Source organism: Collinsella intestinalis DSM 13280 (assembly GCF_000156175.1).
GTDB lineage: Bacteria > Actinomycetota > Coriobacteriia > Coriobacteriales > Coriobacteriaceae > Collinsella > Collinsella intestinalis.
Map to the genome: position 1 here is coordinate 152812 of NZ_GG692711.1, position 24332 is coordinate 177143.

At 62.6% G+C, this 24332-nt stretch carries 16 protein-coding genes; 3 read left to right on the plus strand and 13 right to left on the minus strand.

The genetic code is table 11. From position 1 onward, the window contains the following. Positions 1 to 8 precede the first annotated feature (8 nt). The 6 genes from COLINT_RS07260 to proC all read right to left on the minus strand — a co-directional run bounded on the left by COLINT_RS07260 (position 9) and on the right by proC (position 7961). The gene (locus COLINT_RS07260; RefSeq protein WP_006723814.1) at positions 9 to 1889 is read right to left on the minus strand and encodes a magnesium transporter; all 1881 of its coding nucleotides are present in this window, start codon (positions 1887 to 1889) and stop codon (positions 9 to 11) included. Positions 1890 to 2199: 310 nt separating this feature from the next. After that, positions 2200 to 3585: a polysaccharide deacetylase family protein gene (locus COLINT_RS07265; protein ID WP_039910710.1), complete on the minus strand. Its 1386-nt coding sequence runs from the start codon at positions 3583 to 3585 to the stop codon at positions 2200 to 2202. A gap of 45 nt (positions 3586 to 3630) precedes the next feature. Then, complete coding sequence (locus tag COLINT_RS07270) at positions 3631 to 4404, minus strand: PRC-barrel domain-containing protein (protein WP_233418428.1); 774 nt, start codon at positions 4402 to 4404, stop codon at positions 3631 to 3633. 43 nt (positions 4405 to 4447) lie between these two features. Next, positions 4448 to 4828 carry a YtxH domain-containing protein gene (locus COLINT_RS07275; RefSeq protein WP_006723817.1) on the minus strand — a complete coding sequence of 127 codons (381 nt, stop codon included), beginning with the start codon at positions 4826 to 4828 and terminating at the stop codon, positions 4448 to 4450. 206 nt (positions 4829 to 5034) lie between these two features. Continuing rightward, a complete protein-coding gene (locus COLINT_RS07280) occupies positions 5035 to 6876 on the minus strand; it encodes a carbon starvation CstA family protein (protein ID WP_006723818.1) in 1842 nt (613 codons plus the stop codon). A gap of 296 nt (positions 6877 to 7172) precedes the next feature. After that, complete coding sequence (proC, locus tag COLINT_RS07285; RefSeq protein WP_006723819.1) at positions 7173 to 7961, minus strand: pyrroline-5-carboxylate reductase; 789 nt, start codon at positions 7959 to 7961, stop codon at positions 7173 to 7175. Positions 7962 to 8102: 141 nt separating this feature from the next. Here proC and COLINT_RS07290 point away from each other — a divergent pair, with 141 nt between their 5' ends. Further along, positions 8103 to 9125, plus strand: a complete 1023-nt coding sequence (locus tag COLINT_RS07290; RefSeq protein WP_156780381.1) for an acyltransferase family protein — start codon at positions 8103 to 8105, stop codon at positions 9123 to 9125. Between the two features lie 364 nt (positions 9126 to 9489). Here COLINT_RS07290 and COLINT_RS07295 read toward each other — a convergent pair whose 3' ends face one another. Further along, positions 9490 to 9891 carry a hypothetical protein gene (locus COLINT_RS07295; RefSeq protein WP_233418430.1) on the minus strand — a complete coding sequence of 134 codons (402 nt, stop codon included), beginning with the start codon at positions 9889 to 9891 and terminating at the stop codon, positions 9490 to 9492. Positions 9892 to 9984: 93 nt separating this feature from the next. After that, positions 9985 to 10971, minus strand: coding sequence for an SPFH domain-containing protein (locus COLINT_RS07300; RefSeq protein ID WP_006723822.1), 987 nt, complete (start codon positions 10969 to 10971; stop codon positions 9985 to 9987). Positions 10972 to 11188: 217 nt separating this feature from the next. Between COLINT_RS07300 and COLINT_RS07310 the strand changes: the two genes are divergently transcribed. Then, positions 11189 to 12235, plus strand: coding sequence for a hypothetical protein (locus COLINT_RS07310; RefSeq protein ID WP_006723824.1), 1047 nt, complete (start codon positions 11189 to 11191; stop codon positions 12233 to 12235). Positions 12236 to 12322: 87 nt separating this feature from the next. Here COLINT_RS07310 and COLINT_RS07315 read toward each other — a convergent pair whose 3' ends face one another. Then, positions 12323 to 12787 carry a helix-turn-helix domain-containing protein gene (locus tag COLINT_RS07315; protein ID WP_039910713.1) on the minus strand — a complete coding sequence of 155 codons (465 nt, stop codon included), beginning with the start codon at positions 12785 to 12787 and terminating at the stop codon, positions 12323 to 12325. Between the two features lie 350 nt (positions 12788 to 13137). Then, a complete protein-coding gene (locus COLINT_RS07320; RefSeq protein ID WP_006723826.1) occupies positions 13138 to 15879 on the minus strand; it encodes a ribonucleoside-diphosphate reductase subunit alpha in 2742 nt (913 codons plus the stop codon). 172 nt (positions 15880 to 16051) lie between these two features. Here COLINT_RS07320 and COLINT_RS07325 point away from each other — a divergent pair, with 172 nt between their 5' ends. Beyond that, complete coding sequence (locus COLINT_RS07325; RefSeq protein WP_006723827.1) at positions 16052 to 17110, plus strand: ribonucleotide-diphosphate reductase subunit beta; 1059 nt, start codon at positions 16052 to 16054, stop codon at positions 17108 to 17110. A 9-nt stretch (positions 17111 to 17119) separates the two neighbouring features. Here the strand turns inward: COLINT_RS07325 and COLINT_RS07330 are convergent, their stop codons facing one another. The 3 genes from COLINT_RS07330 to COLINT_RS07340 form a co-directional block, all read right to left on the minus strand. Beyond that, a complete protein-coding gene (locus COLINT_RS07330; protein ID WP_169302882.1) occupies positions 17120 to 18160 on the minus strand; it encodes a hypothetical protein in 1041 nt (346 codons plus the stop codon). 906 nt (positions 18161 to 19066) lie between these two features. After that, positions 19067 to 21733, minus strand: coding sequence for a metallophosphoesterase family protein (locus COLINT_RS08215; protein ID WP_050750579.1), 2667 nt, complete (start codon positions 21731 to 21733; stop codon positions 19067 to 19069). A 244-nt stretch (positions 21734 to 21977) separates the two neighbouring features. Next, positions 21978 to 24044, minus strand: a complete 2067-nt coding sequence (locus COLINT_RS07340) for an elongation factor G (protein ID WP_006723831.1) — start codon at positions 24042 to 24044, stop codon at positions 21978 to 21980. Positions 24045 to 24332 lie beyond the last annotated feature (288 nt).

Genomic DNA, 24332 nt, shown 5'->3' on the forward strand with positions numbered 1-24332 from the left:
ATCACACCCTACAGAAGCGGCACCGCGCCGAGCACGGTGTAGGCGAGGGCGGAAAGCAGAACCGCTGCGAACGTGAGCGAAGTGCCGGAGATGTTCTGGTCCTTCTCGTCGCTGCGGAACAGAACGAAGAAATAAATGACGGCGCTGGCGTACGTCGCGACGATGACCGCCGCGGCACCCTTGAAGCAGTCGAGCAGCGCGCTCGCCGCCCAGGGGTTGGCCTCGGCGAACAGAGTCGTCGCTATGAGCTCACCGCACAAGAACACGACGGCGGCCAACACGATGCCGATGAACGCGGTCTTGAGGAAGAACCCAAGATAGGGCTTGGGCTCGTCGTCGCGCTCGTCGTACTCGAGGTAGCTGTTCTTCACAAAAGACACCATGCGCATGGACGCCAGCAGGACCACTGGCATGATGGCGATGGGCATGAGGGCCATCATGCCCTGGCCCGTAACGATCTCGCGGGCGCCCGCCTCGCCCATGTGGCCCAGGCTCTCGAACGGCGTCACCACGATGGCCGCGATGGCGCAGGCGGCGATAGCCCACACCAGGACCCAGTACTGACGCTGGGCGAACCAGGAGAACGCGTGCGTAGACTCGCCCGCGTTGTTCTCGCTCACGGAGACACCGGCGATCTGCAGGTCCTCGGCGTGCTCCTCGGCAATAACGTCGAGGGCGTCGTCGACCGTGACGATGCCCAGGATATGGCGGTTCTCATCGCAAACGGGAATCGCCACGAGGTCGTACTTGGTCATCTCGTCGGCCACGAGCTCCTGATCGAGGTCCGGGGCAACCCACACCACATCGCGATACGCCAAGTCCTTGAGGCGGTCGGTGTGCTCGGCCACCACGAGTGAGCGCATGGAGAGCACGCCCGTCAGCGCACCCTCGACATCGGTGGTGTAGACGTAATAGATGCTCTCGAAGTCCTCGTCGAGACCGCGGAGGGCGTCGATGGCATCCTGGACCGTGGCCGTGGCGGGAAGCGCCACGAACTGGTTGGTCATGATACGGCCGGCGGTATCCTCCTCGTATCCGAGCAGGTTACGAATGGCCTTCTCCTCCTTGACGCCCATAAGGCGCAGGAGCTTCTCGGCCTTCTCATAATCGAGCTCCTCGATGAGCGCCGCAGCGTCATCGGGATCCATCGTGGCGAGCATCGTAGACGCCTCGCGGTCGGACAGGCCCTCGAGCATCTCGGTCATGAGCTCATCGTCGTCGAGCTCGGTAATGGCCTCGGCCGCCTGCTCGGTGTCGAGCTGGGCGAACACTTGCGTGCGCAAGCGCGGATCGAGCTGCTCGATGATGTCGGCGATGTCGGCAGGATGGAGCTCGGAGAGAGTCTTGTGCGAAACGGAGAGCTTGATCTGCTTGGTGGAACGCTCGAGCAGGTCCATATAGGACCAGGCGATGATGTCCTCGGCGAGCGGCTTGCCGAGCATCTGCGCCACCTTCACGCTCACGCGCTCGAACAGCGGGTGGATGGCGCGCAAAAGGCCTCGGGCGCCCACCTCGGCGCCGAGCAGGCGCAACTGGTTGTCGCCGGTGGCCGACAGTTTGATGTCGTTCACTCGCACGACCTTCATGCCCTGCGTGTCGACGATCTGCTTGTTCATGATGTCGCGCGCGAGGAGAACCTCGTCGGGCTGGAGGTAGGAGAAGCGGATGTCGGTGGCGGGATACTTGAGGTACACGCCGTCCTCGTCAAAGCGCTCGACGTACTTGCGCCACGAGATCATGAAGGGCGTCTTGCCCGGACCCTGGAAGGCCAACGCGGTGACGCGGGGGAAGACCTCGCCCGTGGCGATGCCCAAGTCGTTCACGACACCGATTTTCTCGCCAGCCGCATCCACGACCGGGAGTCTGAGCATTTCGGAAAAGTAGTTCATAGTGCTCCTTCAATATGCAGATGCACCCCGGCGGGCGCTCATCTGCCGCGCTGTGCGCGAAGGAGTCACTCGCAGGGGTCAGCGACTGTGTGGTCGGGGTTTAGGTTTCACCTCAGGCCTTTCTCGTGACCCTCAAACTGCAAAAAATATGCGGCCGGCCCCGTGGGCACAGCCGCATTTACTATACCATGCCGTCCGCTTGTGACGGCACGTCCATTATCAGCAGATGGTAAACGCACCTCGTAGGGCACACCTCGCCCATAGGCAGCGGGACCTCGAACAAACCGGGCTCGAGGAAGCTCCCAAACGATCACTCACCCTGCTCGGAGTCCTGCTGCACCACGGGCAGGCTCGCCTTCTTGGGCATCCTCACCTTTGAGAGGTCCACCAGGTCCTTGAGGTCGTCATCGGTGGCGATCATCTCGGACAGGGTGACGAACTCGTATCCTTCGGCCTGAAGACGGTCGATGATCTGCGGCAGCGCCTCCACGGTTTGGGCGCAGGTTGTCTCGTTGTCGGTGAGCAGGACGATACTGCCGTTGCGAACGGAGCCGACCACGGTATCGGCAACGGTCGCGGCGCCCGGCAGCAGCCAGTCGCCCGAGTCGACGTTCCAGGAAACAACCGCGCTCACCATATCCATGGCATCGGCCCAGTTCTGCTCGGAGAACTCTCCGAACGGCGGGCGCACGAGCGAGACCTTTCCGCCGCCCGCCTTCTTCACGGCGGCAAAGCTGTCGGAAAGCTGCGAGCGCAGGTCGGAGGCAGAAAGCTCGCCCAGGTTGACGTCGGAATACGCATTGGTGCCAAGCTCATTGCCCGACTCGGCGATCGCCCTGACCGCAGCGGGCGCCGCAGCCACCTTATCGCCGGAGACGAAGAACGTCGCCTTGGCATCTTTCTCTTTGAGGATGTCCAATATCTCGGATGTACGCGAGCTGGGGCCCTCGTCGAATGTCAGAGCGATGTACTTCTTCCCCTTAGTGTCCGGCGTGATCGTGGTGCAGGTCACCTCGGCGTTCACCACATCCTCAACAACGCCCTTATCGGCCACGATGCCGGTCTTTTTGCCGGTCCAGACCTCGGAACGACCGGGCACGCCCCATGTCTGCACGAAACGCAGGGGACCCGTCCCGTCGATGGTGAGCGTGGGCTCGATGGCGGTCGCCTCGACGTCGTGCTTCTCGTAGATGTCCTTGCCGTCACCGACCTCAAGCTTCTCGCCGCCCGCAAGCTCGACCTCGCCCAGGCGATCGTTGTCGATGGCCTTGCCATTCAGCTCGACGGTGCAGGCGGTGCCGCCGCCTTTCTCAAGAACGGATTCGTCGACGGCGAGCAAATTGCCCGGGCGCGGCTCGAGCTCCTTCTCGCGGATGACGCGCTCGATGGAGGAATTGATGCGGACCTTTGCGGCCTCGCCGTTCAGCGTTATCTCGACGCCGCGATTTGCGTACCACACGATGCTCGCCACAAAGAGCAGAAAGGCACAGCCCACCACGATGATCGCGTAAGGGCGGCGGTCATTTCCACCATAGCCGTGGCCGGAGCGACGACGCCCGCCAAAGCCCTGCGTCCGACGCAGGTACTGTGCGTCGCGGCGACGCGGCGGTTTACGGGCGCCGGAAAGACGCCCGTTCGTGTTCTTGCGATAGCGAGGTTTGTTCTTGGTGGAATAGGAGGTGGTGTAGTTAGGCAATGGTTCTCCCGTCCATCGAATGTCATATATGTGCAACGGCGGCGGTTAGGACTTCTTCCCCGATCCCTTGGCGGGGGTCCCCGCGGCCTTTTTGTACTCGCTCACGAAGGCGCCGAACATGCCCTTCGTCTTTCCGAGCTGCTTGCCCAAGGCGCGGCTGCCCTTATCGAGGGCCTTTGAGCCCTTCTCGTCGATGACGGCGGCGCCCTTCTTTGCCTGGACCTTGGCCTTGGCGGTCACCTCAGACGCCTTTGCGGCAACCTTTACGCTCGCCTCGGCTGCCTTGGCTGCGGCACCGCCCGAGAACTCGAGATTCGCCGCAGCGTCTTCGACGATCATCGCGCCGTCGCGGTAGCCCTTGAGCATGCTCGCGGGCATCTCCCTATGGCCGACGAGCGCGTTGGAGGCCCCACCCTCGGTGAGGATAAAAGCGTTGACCTTTCCGGTGCGGAGGTTGAAGTCGGCGTCGGCGCAGTAGCCCACGCGCTCCCCCGAAACGGTGCGCACATCCATTCCCGTCCAGATGAGACACGCGTCCAGATCAATGCCCAAGCGCTTGGCTGCCGCAGTGTCGAACGCGGCGCGATCCTCCTTGACGACGATCTCCTCGGCACCGGCGGCGATTGCGTCGTAGGCGACGAAGCGGTCGGGTTGCTTGATCATGCCCGCGATGTCGGGCATCTTGAGCATGAAGCCCACGACTTGCGTCCCATCCGGCGTGAACACCGGGCAGTGGAACTTGCCCATCTTCTTGGGATCGCGCGGCGTGCCGTCCTTTTTGAGTTTCTTGTCCTGCGCGGGAAGCCTGTACAGCTTCATTCCCGCGAAATCACCTGCCAGCATATGCGTGGCGAAGGGGCGCTTAGGCCTGGGCGGGGTCGAGCGGGGCCTCGGGAGCGACCGTCTCCACCACCACGTCGGCGGCAGGGGTCACGGTGCCGGAGGCGACAGCAACATTGAGCTGCTCACGCAGCTGGTCCATGCGCTCACGAGCGAGGTCGACCTTGGCGCGCAGCTCGTCGGTCGCGGCGTCCATGGTGGGGCCGAAGTCGCCCATGGCGGAACGGGCCTGGTCAACGCCCTGCTCATACATATCGCGCGCGGAATCCCAGGCGTCGTTGGCCATATCGGCGGCCATGGCGCGGGTCTCGGAACCGGAGCGCGGGGCGAACATGACGCCCAGGACGGCACCCGCGGCAGCGCCCACGGCAACGCCAGCGACAAAACTCATACCCTTGCCCATGATTACTCCTTAGTAGGACCGTCGGTCCAAGTCGGGTCAATTCGATGTTGAACCATTATACCCAGCGGGCGCGGCGAGCGTATCGCGGCGGACACCCGCTTCACACCGTGGCAATGTCTCCGACAAGACAAAACGGGTCGACCGCAACTGCGACCGACCCGTCATGATGCGAACTTCCACGCGCGGGAAGCCCCCGTCAAGCGGTTTTACGCCTCAACGGCCACGCCCTCGGGAACCTCTCCCTTACCGGAGAACTTGCCGGCGCGGTAGTCGCGGGCGCCCATCTCGGACCACTCGGGTTCCTCGTCGGGCATGGAGCCGAACTCCTTGCCGCGCAGCTCCTTCAGGCAATTGCCGGTGACGATCAGGCCGAGCGCAACCAAGAGCACGGCGAACACGAGCTGCAGGCCAGAGGTGGCCATAACGGCCATGCCACCCGTCTGCAGCGCCGTCACGCAGCCGGCGATGCTCATGCCGAGCGAGGTGAAGGTGCACACGAGCAGGAACGCAACGGGCACGTAGAGCATCAGGCCCTTACGACCGGTGCACTTGCAGAACACGGCCAAGGTGATCATGGTCATGCCTCCGAGCAGCTGGTTGGAGGCGCCGAAGAGCGGCCAGATGTTGAGGTAACCGCCAAAGGTGAGGGCCAAGCCGGGCAGCAGGGTCACCACGGTGGCGAACCAGGGGTTTCCGAGGACCTTCATGGCGCCGGCCTTCTCGCTCTCAACGGCCAGAGCGTCGTTGCTCGCGGCGAAGAACTCGGAGAAGGAGGTGCGGCCGATGCGGGCAACCGCGTCGAGGGAGGTCAGGGCGAGGGCGGAGACGTTCATGGTCATGAACACCGTGGCCACGGTGCCGTCGATGCCGAACGCCTGCATACCGCGGGCGATGCCGGTGGCAAAGATCGCGAACGGGGTGGAGGCAACGCCGCCGTTGAGGGCACCCGTGCCGGCAGTGTTCATATCGGAGAACATGATGCCGGCGATGATGATGGCGAGGATGCCCACGAAGGACTCCACGACCATAGCGCCGTAACCGACCTTCACCGCATCGGCCTCGTTCTCGACCATCTTGGAGGACGTGCCCGAGGACACCAGGCTATGGAAGCCGGAAAGCGCACCGCAAGCGACGGAGACGAACAGGACCGGGAACATCATGCCGGAAGCGGAGGTAAAGCCCGTGAACACCGGGGCGGTGATGATGGCCTGGCCCTTGGCGCCGAGCACCACGATGCCGAGGACGGCGCACACGATCATGACGATCATCATGATGGAAGTCAGGTAGTCGCGCGGCTGCTTGAGGGTCTGGATAGGCATGGCACCGGCAAACACCAGGTACACCATGACGACTGCGATCCAGCCATTAAGGTCGAGGTAGACGGGGAACTGCATGCCAACAGCGAACATGGCGACCATGAGGACGACGCCCGTAGCGAACTGCTTGGCGCCCGTGAGGTTGAACTTGCGACAGGCCCAACCGAAGGCCATGGCGACGAAGGTGAACAGGATCGAGATCGTGCCCGCGCAGCCGGCGGCATAGGACTTGGCAAAATCGACCGCGCCCGCGGCATCAGGCGTGAACTTGAAGGTGCCGGCGACCATAGAGGTGAACGCCGCGATCACGATCAGGCAAAACAACCAGCAGAACAGCAGGAACAGACGACGCCCCGTGCGGCCGATGTACTTCTCGATGAGCTGGGCGAGGGACTTGCCGTTGTTCTTCATCGAGGCGTACAGCGCGCCGAAATCATGCACCGCGCCAAAGAAGATGCCGCCCACGAGAACCCACAGTACGACCGGAAGCCAACCGAACGCCATGGCGACGATGGTGCCCGTGACGGGGCCCGCGCCGCAGATCGAGCTGAACTGGTGCGAGAAGACGGTGAAGGCGGACGCCGGCGAGAAGCTCTTGCCATCCTCCATGCGGCACGCCGGCGTGAGGGCCTCTCGGTCGACGCCCCATTTACTCGCGAGCCACCTTCCGTAACCCAGGTAACCTGCGGCCAAAACTGCCGCGGCAACCACCATCAATACGACTCCGTTCATAGTTCCTCCCCCTCTTGAGTGTCAAAGTCAGAAAAAAATGGGGGCCGTCGATACAATACGACGGCCCCCATCAGCTATCAGCCGCCCGTGAACGCACGGGCGACACATCTTGCCAACCCGTGCTAGCTAATAATGCTGAGAATGTTTAGGCAAAGATGACGCATGACTTTAAAACCCTTTGTGATTCCGACGTTCGCGCGGGATGCGCTCCCGTCTACTAAAGTGGACTGTTGCAGTATCGCGCTTTAGCGGAATGCAGTCAACAAGATTTCATCCGTGTTTCGTCTTGCAAAAATCTACCCCTCGATCGCGTCGATAGCGCGGATAAAAGCCGAGCGCATGCCCGCCGCCTCGAGCTCCGCCACGCCGCGGATCGTGGTGCCGCCGGGAGAGCAAACGGCATCTTTCATCGCACCGGGGTGCATGCCAGTCGCAAGCTGCAATTTGGCGGTTCCAACCATCATCTGGCTCACCATGGGGTAGGCCGTGGCACGCGGAATACCGTGCTTGACCGCGGCATCCGCAAGGGCCTCGATAACCATGGCTATGAACGCCGGAGAGCAGCCTCCCACCGTTCCGGCGACGGAGAGCAGGCGCGTCTCGACCTCAACCGGCGTACCGAGCAGATCGAGCAGGGCGAAGACGAGGTCATGGTCGGCCTCGGTGAGCGTGGAGGCTTTCTCACAGGCAATCACGCCCTCGTTGATGGCGACCGGGGTATTGGGCACCGTCGAGAGATGACGCGTCCCCGGAATGACGCGCTCATACGCCTCGCAGTCCCAACCAGCCGCGACCGAAAGCACCACCTTGTCTGCGAGGAACTGCGCCACCGGACCCAGCACGCGCTCGATCATGTAGGGCTTAACCGCAACAATCACCACGTCGACGGCCTCGACCACTGCGGCCGCATCCTCGAACGCGTGCATACCGCGTTCCTCGCAGCGGCTCTTGAGCGCATCGAAACGGCCGGCGCAGGCGAACATGTTCTCCGCCAAAACCGCACCGCTGGCAATCCAGCCATCCGCCATGGCGCTCGCCATATTGCCAAATCCGATGAAGCCGACCTTCACTGTATCCAGGTTCACAAAAGCCCCTCTCGCCCAAGGACGGACCGCATGCGACGAGCCCGACCGCTTACGTCATATATGCAGATATCTTACGGCAACGATGCAGGCGCTTCCGTCTTGTTAGCATGAGAGCTTCGTGCGCAACGAAAGGGGTTGGGCGTGGAAAAACGCGGGGGCGAAAGAATCGCCCTGTTCGACAACATCAAGGGTATCCTCATCATCCTGGTGGTCCTCGGCCACATAGCGCACCCCATCCACAACGAGAATCCCGTCCTCAGCGCAGTCTTCGACACCATCTACCTATTCCACATGCCGTTATTTGTGTTCATGTCCGGCCTGTTCGCAAAGGGCGCGTACCGTGGAGGCAAGCTCAACGTCGACCGCATTTTGAGTTTTCTCGTTCTCGGTTTTGGATTCCAGGTAGCGCTCGCGCTCGTCAACGGCGCCGCGCTCACGCCCGCGCGCATCCTCTCGTTCACGTCAGCGCCGTGGTATCTGGTCTCCATGGCATGTTGGTACGCACTGACCCCGGCACTCTCACATCTGGGCCCTCAACGAGGCCTGGCACTCGCGTTCGCTGCATCGTTGCTGTGGGGCATGGTCGATCTCTCGAGCGGCTTGCTCGCCATCAGCCGAACCATCGCGTTTTTGCCGTACTTCGCGCTCGGGTACTACCTAAAACCGCAGGACATCCTGCGCATTCGCAACTGGCGAGGAGCAGCGTGCGCAGTTGCGATCGCTCTCGCGATTGCCGCCATACGCGTGATCGACCCCGATGCGCACGAGTGGTTCTTTCCCATGGTCTATGGCGACAACCCCTATGAGCATGGCCTTCTTATGGGAGTGCTGCAAAAGCTCACCGCGCTCGGGATAGGCGCGCTATTCTCCGTCACCCTGATCCGCCTGGCGCCCGAGCATCGAGGCGCGCTCACCACCCTCGGTCGCCGTACGCTTCAAGTCTACGTGCTGCATCGCCTAATCCGCGCATGGCTCACCTTCCACACGCCGCTCTACGACTTCCCATGGATGGCCGAGGCGGTGCCCGGCGCGCTTGCCGTCACCGCCGTAGCAGCCGCGGTCACGCTCGTGTGCGCCGCGCCCGTCTTTGAGCGCCCGTTCGCACGGGCGCTCAAATTCCGCTGGACGAAGGTGTTCGTGCGCCCAGTGCGGGCAGGCCAGTAGCGCGCGGGTCTGGTGCGCGCGGGCGGGCCTGGTGCAGACCCGGTGCGGGCGGGCAGATCGCGCGCGGACGCATTGAACGCGCGAGTCGGGTGCATGGGAAATAGGCAAAGATAGGATATGAACGATTAACCCCCTACTGTTCATTTTGGCGATATTGTTTCCGCAGGTAGATATGCGTACAAAAATGGAGCTTGTGAACGAATCGTTCACAAGCTCCATTTTCTGCCATCAAAATCGTTCATAAGCTCACGCACCCTGCGGGGGGCAGGCAGACGCCGCACCCCGCGGGGGCCGGTAGGAGCCGCACCCAAGCCGGAGGCGTCCAAGGATCGCACCCGAACGAACGGGATAACCCCAAGTGCGACTAGTGCCAGGTAGCGTGCTCTTTCTTGACCTTGCGTGCGAGCATCAGGACGGCGAGCGCCTCAACCGCGCCCACTACCAGCAGGATCGCATTCGGCACGTCAATCTTCACAAAGCCCTGCCACGACCAGAACAGCACCGCCACGGCAGTGACTGCAAGGCAGCCGAGCGAGGTCGCGACCGCGGTGCCGCTACGCGACGGCACGTTCGACGCGCGCATGCCCATGAGGCCCATCACCACAAAGCACAGGCCCGACACGCCGGAAACGCCCATGTACAGGGACGCCGCGTCCGTACCCGAAATCGCGGTGCCGCCGAACAGACCCGCGCCGGCAACAGCCAGGCCAAACGTCAGCATGGCAAGGCCCGTGATAGCGGACACCATGGCGATAATCTTCAACATCTTTCTCGAGCTGCTCATCGCTTCCCCTCTCCTCAGGAGAGGGGGCCGTTTCCCGCGGCCCCCTCGTTGCATTTCGGTTGCTATATACCCAGTTTACACGTCCAAGCGCGAGTTCACCGGCGGGACCGGGGGCGCCTGGGACACAGGCGCGGCGTCGACCGCCTGGCTCGCAGCGAGCATCTGCTCGAACATGCCCGCACTCTGCGTAAAATCGGTGGGCAGCACCACGGTGCTCGCACGACCGCTCTTGGCGAACTCGTTCATCATCTCCGTCCACTGGGTGAACATGAACAGCTGGTTGGCCTCGGCATTGCCCACGCCCGTCTCCTGGATGGTCTCGAGCGAATCCTTGATGCCGATGGCGATGGCCTTGCGCTGGTTGGCAATGCCCTCACCGGCCTTCTCCATGGCCTCGGCCTCAGCGCGCGCCTCGGTGACGCGGCGGATGCGATCGGCCTCGGCGAGGTCCTGCGCGGCAGCCTTGGTGCGCTGCGCGGCGTTGATCTGGTTCATGGAGTCCTCGACCTCGGCGGGCAGCGCGATCTTGGTGATCAACGTGCTCACCAAGGTGAAACCGTAGGCATCCATCTGCTCGGACACGGTGGCGTTCACGTCCTTGGCGATGTCGTCCTTCTTGGCAAAGACCTCGTCGAGGGTGTAGACGGGAATCGAAGAGCGCAGGGCGTCGGTGATGAAGTCGCGCATCTGCGCCACGGGCTGCTGGAGCATGTAGTAGCTCTTGTACACGCCGGACTCGGAAGGCCGCGTGCCCATCTCGTAGCTCACGTGATACTGGGCCGAGACCTCCAGGCCGATGGTCACGTTGTCCTGCGTCTTCACGTCGATATCGAAGCCGTTCTTCATGGTGCGCAGGCTCACCGTTGCGGCCTTGCGGTCGATGAAGGGGATCTTGACGTGAAAGCCGGCGCCCACGATGCGATGGAACTTTCCCAGACGTTCGATGATCACCGCATGCTGCTGCTTAACCACGAAGAACAGGTTGCCCGTGACCAGGCCAACGATCACGAAGATAATCGCCAAGCCAAAGAGGCCGCCCACAAGATCGAAGAGGAAGAACATGTTCGGTCCTTAGAACGTGGTTTTCGTTGGATGCATCATACCCACTTGCCGTTCAACCCGCCGCGAGATACCGCCTGTTTCCCGCAAACGGTCGGTGGCCGCGAAGCGGCGAGAACGCAAGATATACTGTGCCGATACACCCACGCGCACGAGGCCCGCAAACTCCATCGCCCAAGACGCGAGGAGCCCCGGCACCGCGAAGAATAAGGGAGGCACCATGGCACGACGCAAAGAGCACGACGCCCAGGTCGATCCGTTCACCGCCGGTGAACCGACCCTCCCATGGGACGAACCGGGCGTTTTCGACGGGCTGTTCAACGGCATCGAGCCGGAGACCTGTATCCTTGACGGGAGCCCCTACGACGGCCCCACCAAGACGCGCGACGATTACGAGGCCCCCTCCGCAGACGACACCGCCGATCACTCCCGGCGCGAACAATCCCCCAGCCCCTCCGAAGCGCGCGAGCGAAAGCGGCAGATGCAGGCGGAGCGCACCGCCGCGCGACGGGCCGCCAAAGCCGCACCCAAAGACAAGCGGGGACCTTCACCGCTGGGCAAGACTGTGCGGGCGATCGCCATCTTCGTCGTCTTGGCGAACGTGCTGCCCGCCTTGTTCTACGGCATAGGCGGCCTCTTCTCGGACCTAACATCCGAGACAGGCTCCCCCGAACTCATCGAGCCGAAAGCACCCTCGTACGACGGTCACGACCCGAGCCCCGGAATCGACATGGACTCCCTGGATGACGACGAACGCACCTGCGTGCAGATTTGCGAGGCCTACCTGCAGGCCATCGCCAGCGAGCAGAGCCCCGAACGCACGGCGGTCATCGATGGCCTTAATCAGAGCATGATGGAAACCACCGGCTACACCTGCGAGGAACTTGGCATCGATGCGAACGCCTATGCGGATTGGGCGCTCTCCAATTTCAGCTACCGGATCGACTCCTGCTACGCACACACCGACGAGGGCACCGCGAGCTTATACCTCTACACCTGGGGACCCGACCTCCTCGACATGCGCGCCACGCTGCGGCAGAGCGTCTACAGCTATATGAGCGAGCTGGACACTGACGAGGCGGGAGCCAAGCGGCCCCTCGCCGAGAACGAACAGGCGCATGTGCGCGAGCTGTTTGCCGAGGCAATCGAGAACGCCGAAATGGACTCCGAATCCTTCCTCGGGTTCCAGCTGGCCTTTGAAGACGGCACCTGGGTCCTCGACCTCGAACAGGCGCAATACCAACTTGGCATCCCCTTGGGGTACTAGAACCGGCGCACACGAAAAAGGGCGAGCACCCCAAAGGATGCCCGCCCTTGAAATCTGGCGCATCCGGACCGCCTCCGGGCCCTCGACCTACTCCTCGGCCTGACCGCCCTGAGCCCGTTCGCGCTCGGCGCGCTCAGCCTCGGCACGCTCGCGCTCCAGCTGCTCGCGCACATGACGCGGCTTGACGCCGCGCGGCTTGTTGACCAGGGCTTCCTCACCATGGGCACGGTACTGACGACACCAGGTCTTAACCGACGACTCGCTGGGGATGCCGTGCTTGATCATCACTTCACGCACGCTCATGCCGTTCTCCAAACGGTCCTTGACCGCAGAAAGCTTGAGCTCGAACGGATACACGCGATGCGTGGCCCCCGCATTCATCACCGCGACCTTGCCGCCGGCCGCATAGGAGCGTGCCCACTGACGTGCCGTGGCGTCGGGGATACCGAGCTTCGATGCAAGGGCACGATGCCCCGCACCGGTTGCAAGAACCTTTACTGCCTGTCGGCGTACCTTGGCGTCATACGCGCGCCCTGTTTTCTGCTCGGCCACGAATCTCACCTCTCGACGTGCTCACAACCTCGGCACAGCTCTTAACCACAGCCCTGCTCGGCAATCTCGCACAGTATAGCCGTTAGAACAAAAATCCTACCTGTAAAACAGGTATATCGAAAACCGCACATAGTTAGTATGGGCGTCATTTTTTAGACGCATGTTACCCATTTCCGATTGACGCGCATACGGATACTTGACAAACACACACTTGATATCTACCCCGGTACGGGCTGGGCCGTGCACGCTACCGACCGCTCCATATAAACCCCCTATCGATACGCGTAACCCCCGCGGGGCCGGACATGGGCCCGCGGGGGTCGAGCGCGCTCATGCGATACATGGAGGCTCTATGCCGAACAGGACTCGCACTCCTCCACTTCCAGGGATTTGCTGCGCACGTAATAAATTGTCTTCACGCCGCGACGCCATGCCTCGAGATAGAGCCTGAGCACCTGACGCAACGTGTAGTCATTCGTGATGTAGAGGTTCATCGACTGCGCTTGGTCGATATGGCGCTGACGCACGCCCGCGGCGCGCACGCTCCATGTCTGCTCGATATAGTGCGCCGGCTTGTAGTACCAATACGTACGCGGCGAAAGCTCCGGCGCCACGCGCGGCAACATCGAACCTTTCTTCTCCTCCAAGAAGAACTTGCGCATGATCGGGTCGATGCCCGGCGTGGTTCCCGAGAGAATCGAAGTCGAGCTCGTGGGCGCAATCGCCAGAAGATAGGCGTTGCGCACGCCATTGCGCGCCACCGCCTCGGCCAACTCGCCCCAACGCTCGGAACCCATCGCACCCTCGCGCACCTCGGCAACCTCACCGGAAGAGGAGCAATACCCGCGCTTGGCAAAATATGCACCCGTCTGCCAATCGCTGCCCTCAAACAGCCCGTAGGCCCCACGCTCCTCCGCCAGGCGCTCGCTAGCGCGAATCGCATGGTAGTTGATGCGCTCAAACACCTCGTCGGCAAAAGCCAGGTGATCTTCGCTCTCCCACGAGATCCCGCGACGGGCAAGCATGTGGTGGTAGCCCGAAACGCCCAGGCCGATCGAGCGATAGCGATGGTTGGTGATGCGCGCATAGGGCAGCGCGTAGAAATTCAGGTCGATAACATTATCGAGCGCGCGGACCGCGGTCTCGATCACGTGGCCCATGACCTCGTCGTCCTCGACGGGAAGACGTCCGAGCGAGAGGCTCGCGAGATTGCACACCACGAAATCGCCCGGGCGTGTGGTGGTCACCACGACGGTATCGCCGTCCTCGGTCACAACCTCGCGCGTCACCTCCTCGATCGCGCTTGTATTCTGCGCGATCTCGGTGCAGAGGTTCGAGCAGTAGATCACGCCCTCATGCCCATTGGGGTTCGCGCGGTTCACGGTGTCGCGCATAAAAGCGAACGGGGTGCCGGTCTCCACGGCACTCTTGAGAATGAGGCGCACCAGGTCCTTGATGAGAATGCGGCGCTTGGAGATGCGGGGGTCGGCCACGCAATCGCGGTAGCGGCGCTCCCACTCATCGCCATAGAAATCTTCGAGCGCATACCCTTTGACCTGCAAGATGTCGTGCGGGCACATGAGGTGCCAGTCCTGGTCGAGGCTCTCCTCGGCCATGCGCCAAAACAGGTCCGGATAGCACACGGCCGGAAAGACGTCGTGCGCCTTCATACGGTCGTCACCGTTGTTGGTACGCAAGTTGAGAAACTCGGGCAAGTCGCGGTGCCAGGCATCCAAATACACCGCCACAGCGCCCTGGCGCATACCCAGCTGATCGACCGCCACGGCGGTGTCGTTGATCACGCGGATCCAGCGAATCACGCCGCCCGCAACGCCCTCGAAGCCACGGATGGACCCGCCGGTCGCGCGAACCTTGCCCAGGTACATACCCATGCCGCCGCCATATTTGCTCACCTGGGCAAAATTGTCGATACTGCGGTAAATGCCCACGAGGCTGTCCGGCACCGTATCGATAAAACAGCTCGAGAGCTGATGATCGGGCTTGCGGGCATTGCTCAGCGTGGGCGTGGCCATGGTCACTTCAAGCTTGCTGAGCATATCGTAGAACCGCTTGACCCACGCAAGACGCTGCGTCGGCTCCTCATTCATGGCGAGGTGCAACGCGATGCCGAGGAACATCTCCTGCGGACTCTCCAGGGGCGTATGGTCGTGCGCGCGGATTACGTAACGGCTGATAAGCAGGTCGAGGCCGGAGTATGCGAACAGCTCATCGCGCTCGGACACCATGAAGGCCGCCGCCTCCTCAAGCTCCGAGACGGAATAGGAGGCAAGGATATAATCGCCGTACAGACCGCGCTCGGTAAGGTAGCGCACCAGCTCCCCGAACGATGCGATGCCCAGCTCGCGACGTGTGGCGGCAAGATGGCGCATAAACGAAAGGTCCAGAAGGCGCGCGGCGATCATCTCCCAACGTGGGGCCTCCTGACTGGTGAGTTCAACGGCCGCACGGATGAGCGCGCCGAGGCGCGCGTCGGCATCCTGGCCGGCGCCCGTGAGGGCGCGGAATCGAGCAGAGAGCATGGCCAAGTCGTAGGCCGGATCGTCAAAGTCGCGCTGGATACGGGCGAGGGTGCGGTCGAGCTCCACGGCGAGGTGGTCCTTCGGCGCGGCAGCAGTGTCGTCATCCGCGGCGGACGGGACACCGGCCGCCGCGCGGCCCTCTTCGCATGCGATTTCCCCGTCCAAGCCCGCAACGGCACGCGCGAGCTCGACACGAACCGCGCGCTTTTCGGCCCGCTCATGGCGGTAGAGGATGTAGCTTTTCGCCACCTCGAAATGACCGCGCTCCATGAGCGCGCGCTCAACCAGGTCTTGAACCCCCTCGACGCAATCGACGGCATCACGATCCATGGCCTGTTCAATGCTGGCGAGAAGTGCCTCCAGCTCGTCGGCAGACACCGCCGGCGCAGACGCCCCATGCCCCGCAATCAGGCCACGGGCAGCGGCCTGCTCGTCAGCCACGTCTTCGAAAGCGCGCCTCATCGCCTCGACGATCTTCGCCCCATCGAAGCGCTCGCTGCGGCCGTCCCGCTTCTTTATGAATCCCACATCCGGGGTGCCGGTCTCCGTCATTGCCTCTCCCTGCTATCTGTGTGCGCAAACGCAATATCTGGTGTTTCTCTCGGCTTCTATACCGATATGTTGATGGTTAGCATAGCCTAACTGTTTCTTGTTTTGTATCGTATACTAAAAGCCCAAAGACACGCCTGCAGACCGATCCACCCCGTCCTGAAAGGGCGATATCATGACCCTCACCGACAACCAAACCCTCGTCAAAAAGCCTCTCTTCAACCCCAACGGCGACCTCGACGTGCGCGACCGCCGCATGATCGGCGGCAACACTACGAACCTCAACGACTTCAACAACATGAAGTACCCCTGGGTGTCCAGCTGGTACCGCCAGGCCATGAACAACTTTTGGATTCCCGAGGAAATCAATCTCACCCAAGACGTCAAGGACTATCCGCGCCTGAGCGAAGCCGAGCGCGCCGCGTACGACAAGATCCTCTCCTTCCTGGTATTCCTCGACTCGCTGCAGTCGGCCAACCTGCCCAACATCGCCGAGTACATCACCGCCAACGAGGTGAACCTCTGCCTGTCCATCCAGGCGTTTCAGGAAAGCGTGCACTCGCAGAGCTACTCCTACATGCTTGACACCATCTGCGACCCGGCCAAGCGCAACGAGATCCTCTACCAGTGGAAGACCGACAAGCATCTGCTTGCGCGCAACACGTTCATCGGCGATTTGTACAACGAGTTTCAAGAGCACCGCGATGCCCGCACGTTCCTGCGCGTCCTCATGGCCAATTACATTCTCGAGGGCGTGTACTTCTACTCCGGCTTCATGTTCTTCTACAACCTCGCGCGCATGGGCAAGATGCCCGGTAGCGCGCAGGAGATCCGCTACATCAACCGTGACGAGAACACGCATCTGTGGCTGTTCCGCAGCATCATCCTGGAGCTGCAGAAAGAAGAGCCGCAACTATTTTCCAACGAGAACGTGACGATGCTGCGCGAGATGCTCGAGGAGGGCGTGCGCCAGGAAATCGCCTGGGGCAGGTACGTGCTGGGAGATGCGATTCCCGGCCTCACGGGCGACATGGTCGAAGGCTATATCAAGTACCTGGGCAATCTTCGTTGGAGCTCGTTGGGATTCGGCCAACTCTACGAGGGGTATCGCACTGAACCCGCAGACATGGCATGGGTAAGCCAGTACTCTAACGCCAACATGGTGAAGACCGACTTCTTCGAAGCCAAGAGCACCGCCTACGCCAAAAGCACCGCCTTGGTGGACGATCTGTAAGAGCTGAGCTCAAGCCATCTCCTCAAGCGCGCCAGCCTCATCGTCCGCGACTCCGCTTTCGGCCAAATACCTCCTGAGCATGAACCGCCGCAGCTCCTCCTGCCGCTTCAAGAAGTCCGAGTCCACGCGTACCTGCCGATGCCCCGACCTACGCTCGATAGCCCTCATCAGTCTTCCAAAGGCCTCCCCATCAAAAAATGACTGACGAGTGATCGTCATCATTCGATACCCCATAGCCTCCAGAGCGTTCGCCCTCTCGACATCAACTGCGATTTGACCCTCTTCCTCATGCAGAATTCCGTTGTATTCCAAATCGACCTTCGCTTGCGGAAGATACGCGTCGCATTCGAAGTGCGAACGCCTTGTCAGCAGGCGCGCCTCCCCCGCCACCTCGATGCGATAAGCCATCTCAAGGCTCTCAATCCCCTCACCCCCAAACCTCCTGGGAAACAGGAGCATCAGAAAAAACGCTGTCTCCATCGGAGAACGCGCCCCATCACGCACAAATCTGAGCGTCCGCCGCAGGTTGTTCACACCCCGCTGACCCACGGCATCCGCGCAAAGCCGACGCACATCGTCGACGCAGACGAGCGGCTCACGCGAAACCATGGCGTCACCATTCGGCGGCACCGCGTAGCGCCCACACGCCTCCATCAGGCATTCGGCGAGCTCATGCCTGGGAATCGATCCTGCCAACTGCTGCAAGCACAGCAACGGCGAAACGACAAAGATCCCCTTATCGAGTCGGAGCAACCCGCCGGGCGGTATCGGATGCGACCAAACATGCGCTGAGACGCCATGACCGGACCTTCGATCACACGCGCGAAGAACCGAGACGTCCATCCTGTCCAGATGCTCGTGCGGGATACCGCGCGCGACGAGAAGCCTTCGCGCCCGCTCAACCAGGTACATATCGACCGGCCCCGGTGCCAATGTCTGGAACTCAGCAGGCAGCGAGCCACGTACATCACGCGGGTTCAAGGGCGTCTGATGTAGCGCCCAGGCAGTTCTATGTGACAACACGAGGCTCATGTCTGCATCTTCAATCACGAGCCTCGTATCGTTGGAGACAATTTTGGAAAGCGCCGCGTGACCTGTGCTTGCAGCCGTTCTCAATCTATCCAGCGTGGGCAGACGAAGACCAGATTCAGGCCAGTTCCAGGCAAGGCCTATGGAAAACCACCGTGCCCAAACCCTCCGCCCGCCCGCGCGGTGAACAAAAGACAGCCCACCCTCCCTGCAAGACCTGTCGATTCAGAGGCCATACGCGGCGGCCCCGCAGAAGGCAGGCATCGTGGAGTTGGAGGTTGCACGTGACTGGAGGCTGCACGTGGCTGGAGATTGTAAACGATGGGTGGCATGCGGACGGAGGTTATGCGCGGCGACCCCATGGATGATAGGCCGCGTGCGGTTGGAGGCCATACGCGGCGGGCCCGTGGATGATGGGCGTGCAAGGCTGGAGGCCGTGCGCGGTAACCCCACGGATGATAGGCCGCGTGCGGTTGGAGGCTATGCGCGATTGGAGCTTATGCACGGTTTCGAAATTTGGGGTGTTGGCGGTCCATCATTTCCGCAGGTAGAAGCATCGACAAAATGGAGCTTGTGAACGAATCGTTCACAAGCTCCTACAGCGGCAAATAAATCGTGCACAGCCTCCAATCGCGCATAAACTCAACACTGGCCCAGGCTCCTCGGTGTCCGAAGCAAGCCGATTGCGGAGCATATCTCGCAACTCGCCAAGCACAGGGCTTTCAGCACCCTGGGGGTAGACCGAGCGCGGAGTACACCCCCCCCCGGCTCACCGGGTACAAGGCCCTCGGCGTCCCGGGATAAGCCAAGCGCGACGCACATCTCGCAGCTCACCAGGCCAAAATCCTCAGCATTCGCGATAAGCCCCCTTGCCGCGGAAACCGATATGGATGACGGAGCTTGCACCTGAGCGCGCTTTGCCTAGAGCTACTCGGTGTCCTGGGAATCGAGCGCCTTATTGCGAGAACCAGCATGGATAGCGGCGGCGAGAGCGCTCAGGCCCATCAGGGCAGCCGCGGCGAAGGTATTGGTGTCGCCGGTCTGGGGAAGCTTGCCCGAGGAGGGCTTACCGGAGCCGGTGATCGCATCGGCAGAATCACCGTTGCCGCTGGTGGGTCCGTTGCCCGTGCCGAAGCCATTACCGCTCGAGCCACCGTTGCCGCCGGTTGTGCCGCTGCCGCCAACGCCACCGGTGGAACCGCTGCCTCCGGTGGAACCACCGTTGCCAGAACCGCCGGTGGAGCCTCCGGTGCCGTTGCCACCGGTGCTGTCGCCGTTGCCGCTGCCACCGGCCCCATTGCCGCCATTACCGCCGTTGCCACCGTTGCCGCCACCATTGCCGGAGCCGTCACCGCCCGTGGAGCCGCCGCCGGGCTTCCAATCGGGATCGACTAAGCCGGTCGCCAGCGTATTCACGCGGTCACCGAGCTGATTCTCGTCGTGCGTGAGGGAATACAGCGCGCCGTGCGCCAACTCGGCAAGCGTCGGGATATTGGGGATCATGTTGCCAGGGGTCCCTCCCAGCAGGCCAAAGATCGCACCGAGGTCCTTGATGGCGCCGAGCGCGATATCGATCGCGATGTTGCCCTTCTCCTTGACCAGCAGGTCCTTGAGGTTGATCTTGATTCCCTTCAGCAGCGCGTTGAGCTTATCCAGGACCACCTCGTCGTTGATGGTCGCGCGCAGGAAGCTGGTAAGCGAACCGTCAGCCGCAGGGTTGCCCTCGGCGTCGTCGCCGGTGAGCTTGATCTGGGCGGTCGCGGTCTCGACCCACTCGGGACAGGTCTCGTCGCCGTGCAGATGGTCGCCGTAGGCGAACTTGATGAGGTCGAAGAGGCTGTTGGCCCCGTCGGCGACCTTCTGGTTGACCAGGGTCTCAACCAGGGTGCGCAGCAGGTCGAGGACCTGGTCTCCACCGCCGGAAACCAGCAGAGAGTCGAGGCCCGCATAGACGGGGACAAGGAACTTGGCGAGCGACTCGGCGCTGATGTAGTAGGACCAGCCTGCGGCAGCTGCCATGGGCTCGCTCACGAGAGCGCTCTGGACAGCAGCCATGGCGCTGGCGTCGAACGTGAGCGCATAAGGCTCCACACCGGCCTTCGCCTCCATCTTCTGGACCATCACGCGCTGGTTCTCGGGGTTCGCCCAAATGCCCGCACTCCCGAGAATCGGGATCTCAACGATGAACGCCTCGTCGGCGCTCTGGGGCAGCATGCCAAAAACGGCGCCGAACAGCGCACCGTCAAGTGCGGCAGCGGTGCCGTCACCGATACCGAGGCCACCGGCGAGCTGAGCCAAGAGCGGTTTCACACCGCCGTTGGCCGCGGCCTGATCGAGCATCGGGGCAACCAAGGCATCGGCGATCATGGTCTTCACCACGTCGACTGTGAGCAGGCGCTCATGACCGTACTCCTCGATGTTGGGAATACGGGTCACGGAGCCGCTGTCGAAGTCGGTGTAATCGACGGAGCCAAGCGGATGGCTCTCGAGCGCAAGCGTGGCACGCACATTCGCGGAGCCCTTCTCGCGCTCCCAACCGAGCGTCGCGAAGCGGATATCGCTCGGATAGGTCACGGTGGCACAGGTCTCGATGTCGAAGAGGGTGTTGCCCGCCTCGGTGGTGATGCTGGCGATGTCGTTGGCGTGCATATGGCCAGTGAACACCGCAGAGACGCCGGCATCGGCGTAGCGGCGCTGGCACTCCTCGTAATTGTCGACCAGATACTCGCCCATGAGCGTCGGCTCCATGGAGAAGTGCGGGACCACACCGTGGTGCTGGGTCACAAAGACGATGTCACCGGCGGCACGAGCCTGCTTGGCTTGGCTCTCGATCCACTGCAGGAGCTTCTCGCCCACCACGCCCGACGTGACGTGCTCGTCCACATCAAGGCCGTTCTGGTCGGTGGAGTACTTGCAGGAGTCGACGGCGATGAGGGTCACGCCCTTGACGGGGCGGAGCACGTAGGAGAGGCTGCCGCCCTTGGAGCCGCCCTGGTCGAACATGGCGATGGCGTCGTCATAGCCGCAGTCGGCGTAGAGATCCTTGAATGCAAGGGGGTCGACCAGGTCGGTATGCTCGGCAAACCCGCCGGAAAAGTCGCGGCCGTTCAGATCGTTGTTGATGTCGTGGTTGCCGTTGATGACGGCGAATTGGGTCTCCTTGCCCGCGGCCTTGAGCCGCTTTTTGGCGTCGGAGAGCATCGCGTGAATGTCCTGATGGCAGGCGAGCTCACCGTCCTTGGTAAGGTCGCCGGAAAGGATCACCAGGTCGGGCTGGTAGGCTACGATCTCATCCATGGCCTTTTTGATGATGTCGCCGGACTCACGGAACATCTTGCGATCGGAATGCTCGGCGATTGTGAAGTCCGGGCAGTCCGAGTACAGGCGCCTGGAGAAGAAGTGCGTGTCGGAGAGGTGAGCGATCTTGATCTGGTTCGGGTAATCCGCGACCACGGGCGCCAAGGCGGGCTCGTCGGCGTAGGCGGCCTCGGGCGTGGCCATGGCGGCGGCGGTCACACCCGCGCCGGCGATCGAGAGGGTCACGAACCCGCGGCGCGAGATTCCGGTGCGGTCGGTGCTGTGAGAATGCGGCATGCTGCTCCATCCATTCGTGTACATATGCCCCATTAATCCTCGGGCACACGCATCAGAGGGCCGCAACGACCGCGTCAGACTCATGCGAAACCGTGTAAGGAACTGAATAGGCGGACAATAAACAACCGCCCCGCATGTAAAGGCCCGGTACGCCTTTCGACATACCGGGCTTTACACATCAAACCTCGGGCGAGCCGCGCCCAATGCGAAAGACGAGGCGCGATCCGCTCGCTCCGAACGTGATCTACCTACCCTGAGCGCGGTTGTGCTCGAAGATCTCGACGAGCTTTTGCTGCACATCGTAGGGGACCTGCTCGTAGCCGGCCGGCTCCATCGTGAAGTCACCCGTGCCGCGCGTGAGCGAGCGCAGGCGCGTGGCGTAGTCGACGAGCTCGGCGTAGGGCACCGTGGCGGTTACCACGGTCTCTCCGCGGTCATTGGAATCCATGCCGGTCACGCGCCCGCGGCTGGCGGACACATCGCCCATCACCGCACCGGCGTAACTCTCGGGAATCGTCACCGTGATGTTCTCCATGGGTTCGAGCACCACGGGATCGGCGTCCTCGCATGCCTTCTTGAGGCCGATGCGCGCGGCCGTGCGGAAGGCCATCTCGTTAGAATCGACCGGATGATAAGAGCCGTCGTAGCAAGCCACGCGGATGCCGGTGAGCGGGTAGCCCGCGATCACGCCGTCCTTCATGGTCTCCTGGACGCCCTTATCCACGGCGGGGATGAGTGCGCGTGGGATGCGACCGCCCACGACCTCGTCGACGAACTCGTACTCGGTGCCGTCGAGCAGAGGCTCGACGCGCAGGTAGCAATCGCCGAACTGGCCGGCACCGCCGGTCTGCTTCTTATGACGGCCCTGGGCGGAGGCCACGCGTCGGATGGTCTCGCGATACGGAATGCGCAGCGGCACGATGTGCGCGGCGACCTTGGTGCGATCCTCAAGACGATTGAGCAGCACGGACACCTGGGCCTCGCCCACTGCGGAGATGATGGTCTGGGCCGTCTCCTCGTCGCGGTCGATGCTCATGGTCGGGTCGGCCTCGCAGGCCTTCTCGATGAAGGTGAACAGCTTATCCTCGTCGGAGCGATTCTCGGCCTCGATGGCGATGCGGTACTGGGAGTTGGGGAACTTGAACGCGGCGGCCTCGACCTTGCCGGTCACGGAGAGGGTGTCGCCGGTCTCGGCGGACATCTTGGGAACGACCACGATATCGCCCGCATAGGCATGGCCGACCTCGGTCATCTCGCGGCCGCACATCACGTACAGGTGCGCCAGGCGCTCGCCCTTGCGGGTACGGGCGTTGACGAGCTCCATGCCCGGCTCGATGGTGCCGGTGAGCACCTTGAGGAAGGACAGGCGGCCCTGCTGGGCGTCGTTCAGGGTCTTGAAGTCGAAGACCACGGGGCGATCGTCCTCGGAGGAGATCTTGAGGGTGTCACCGTCGATGAGCGGCATCTCGCCGTAGTCGGTGGGCGCGGGGAAGTAGGTGGCAACGTCGTCCATGAGGGAGTTCACGCCTTGCTCCTTCACGCAGGAACCGGCGAACACGGGGACGAACAGACGGTGCGCGATGGCCTTGGCGAGCAGGCCCTCGACCTCCTCCTGGGTGAGGGACTCGCCCTCGAGGTACTTCTCCATGAGCTCGTCGTCGGCCTCAGCCACGAGTTCGCAAAGCGTCTCATGCGCGGCCTCGGCGGCAGCGCGGTACTCCTCGGGGATCTCGGTCTCGGTCTGCTTGGTGCCGTCGCAATGACGGGCCTTCATGCGGACGAGGTCGATGATGCCGTTGAAATCCTCGCCGGTGCCCCAGGGCAGCGTGACGGCTCCCAGGCGCATTCCAAAGCGTTCGCGGAGCATGTCGAGGCACATATCGAAGTCGGCGTTCTCCTTGTCCACGCGATTCACGAACACGGCGCGGGCGAGACGCAGGTCCTCGGCGGCGTACCAAAGCTTGACGGTGGTGGGCTGCGGGCCCTCGGCGGCATCGACCACGAACAGGGCGGTCTCGCACACGCTCATGGCCGCGTAGGCATCGCCGATGAAATCGGGATAGCAGGGGGCGTCGAGCACGTTGATGCGCGCGCCCTTCCAGTCGATCGGGGCGATGGCAGTCGAGATCGAGAACTCGCGCTTGACCTCTTCGGCGTCGTAGTCGAGCGTGGGCTTGGTGCCGTCGTGGCCGCCCAGGCGGGCGGTCTTACCGGAAAGGTGGAGCATGGCCTCCGCGAGCGAGGTCTTGCCCACCCCGCCTTGGCCTACGAGCACCACGTTCCTCACATTGCCAGTCTTGGGTGCACCCATGGGACACCTCCCTTTCCCAGCGCGAGATATTCGCGCCGAAAATGCGTGCGAGGCGCCTTGTGCATCCCCGCACGACAGCCGTATGGCCTGAGCCTACCCCCGCGCGGGGATGCAATTGCACGCCCATCGGCAAGCGTGGGCACGGGCGCCGCGGGCGGCTTGCGTGGAAACGCCTCGCTTGGGGACAGACGCGAATTACGCCTGCCAACAACACGACGCCGGCCGCCCGTCATCTGGGCGGCCGGCGTTGCCGTGGCGAAATGACTCAATTTGTACCTGTCCCCAATT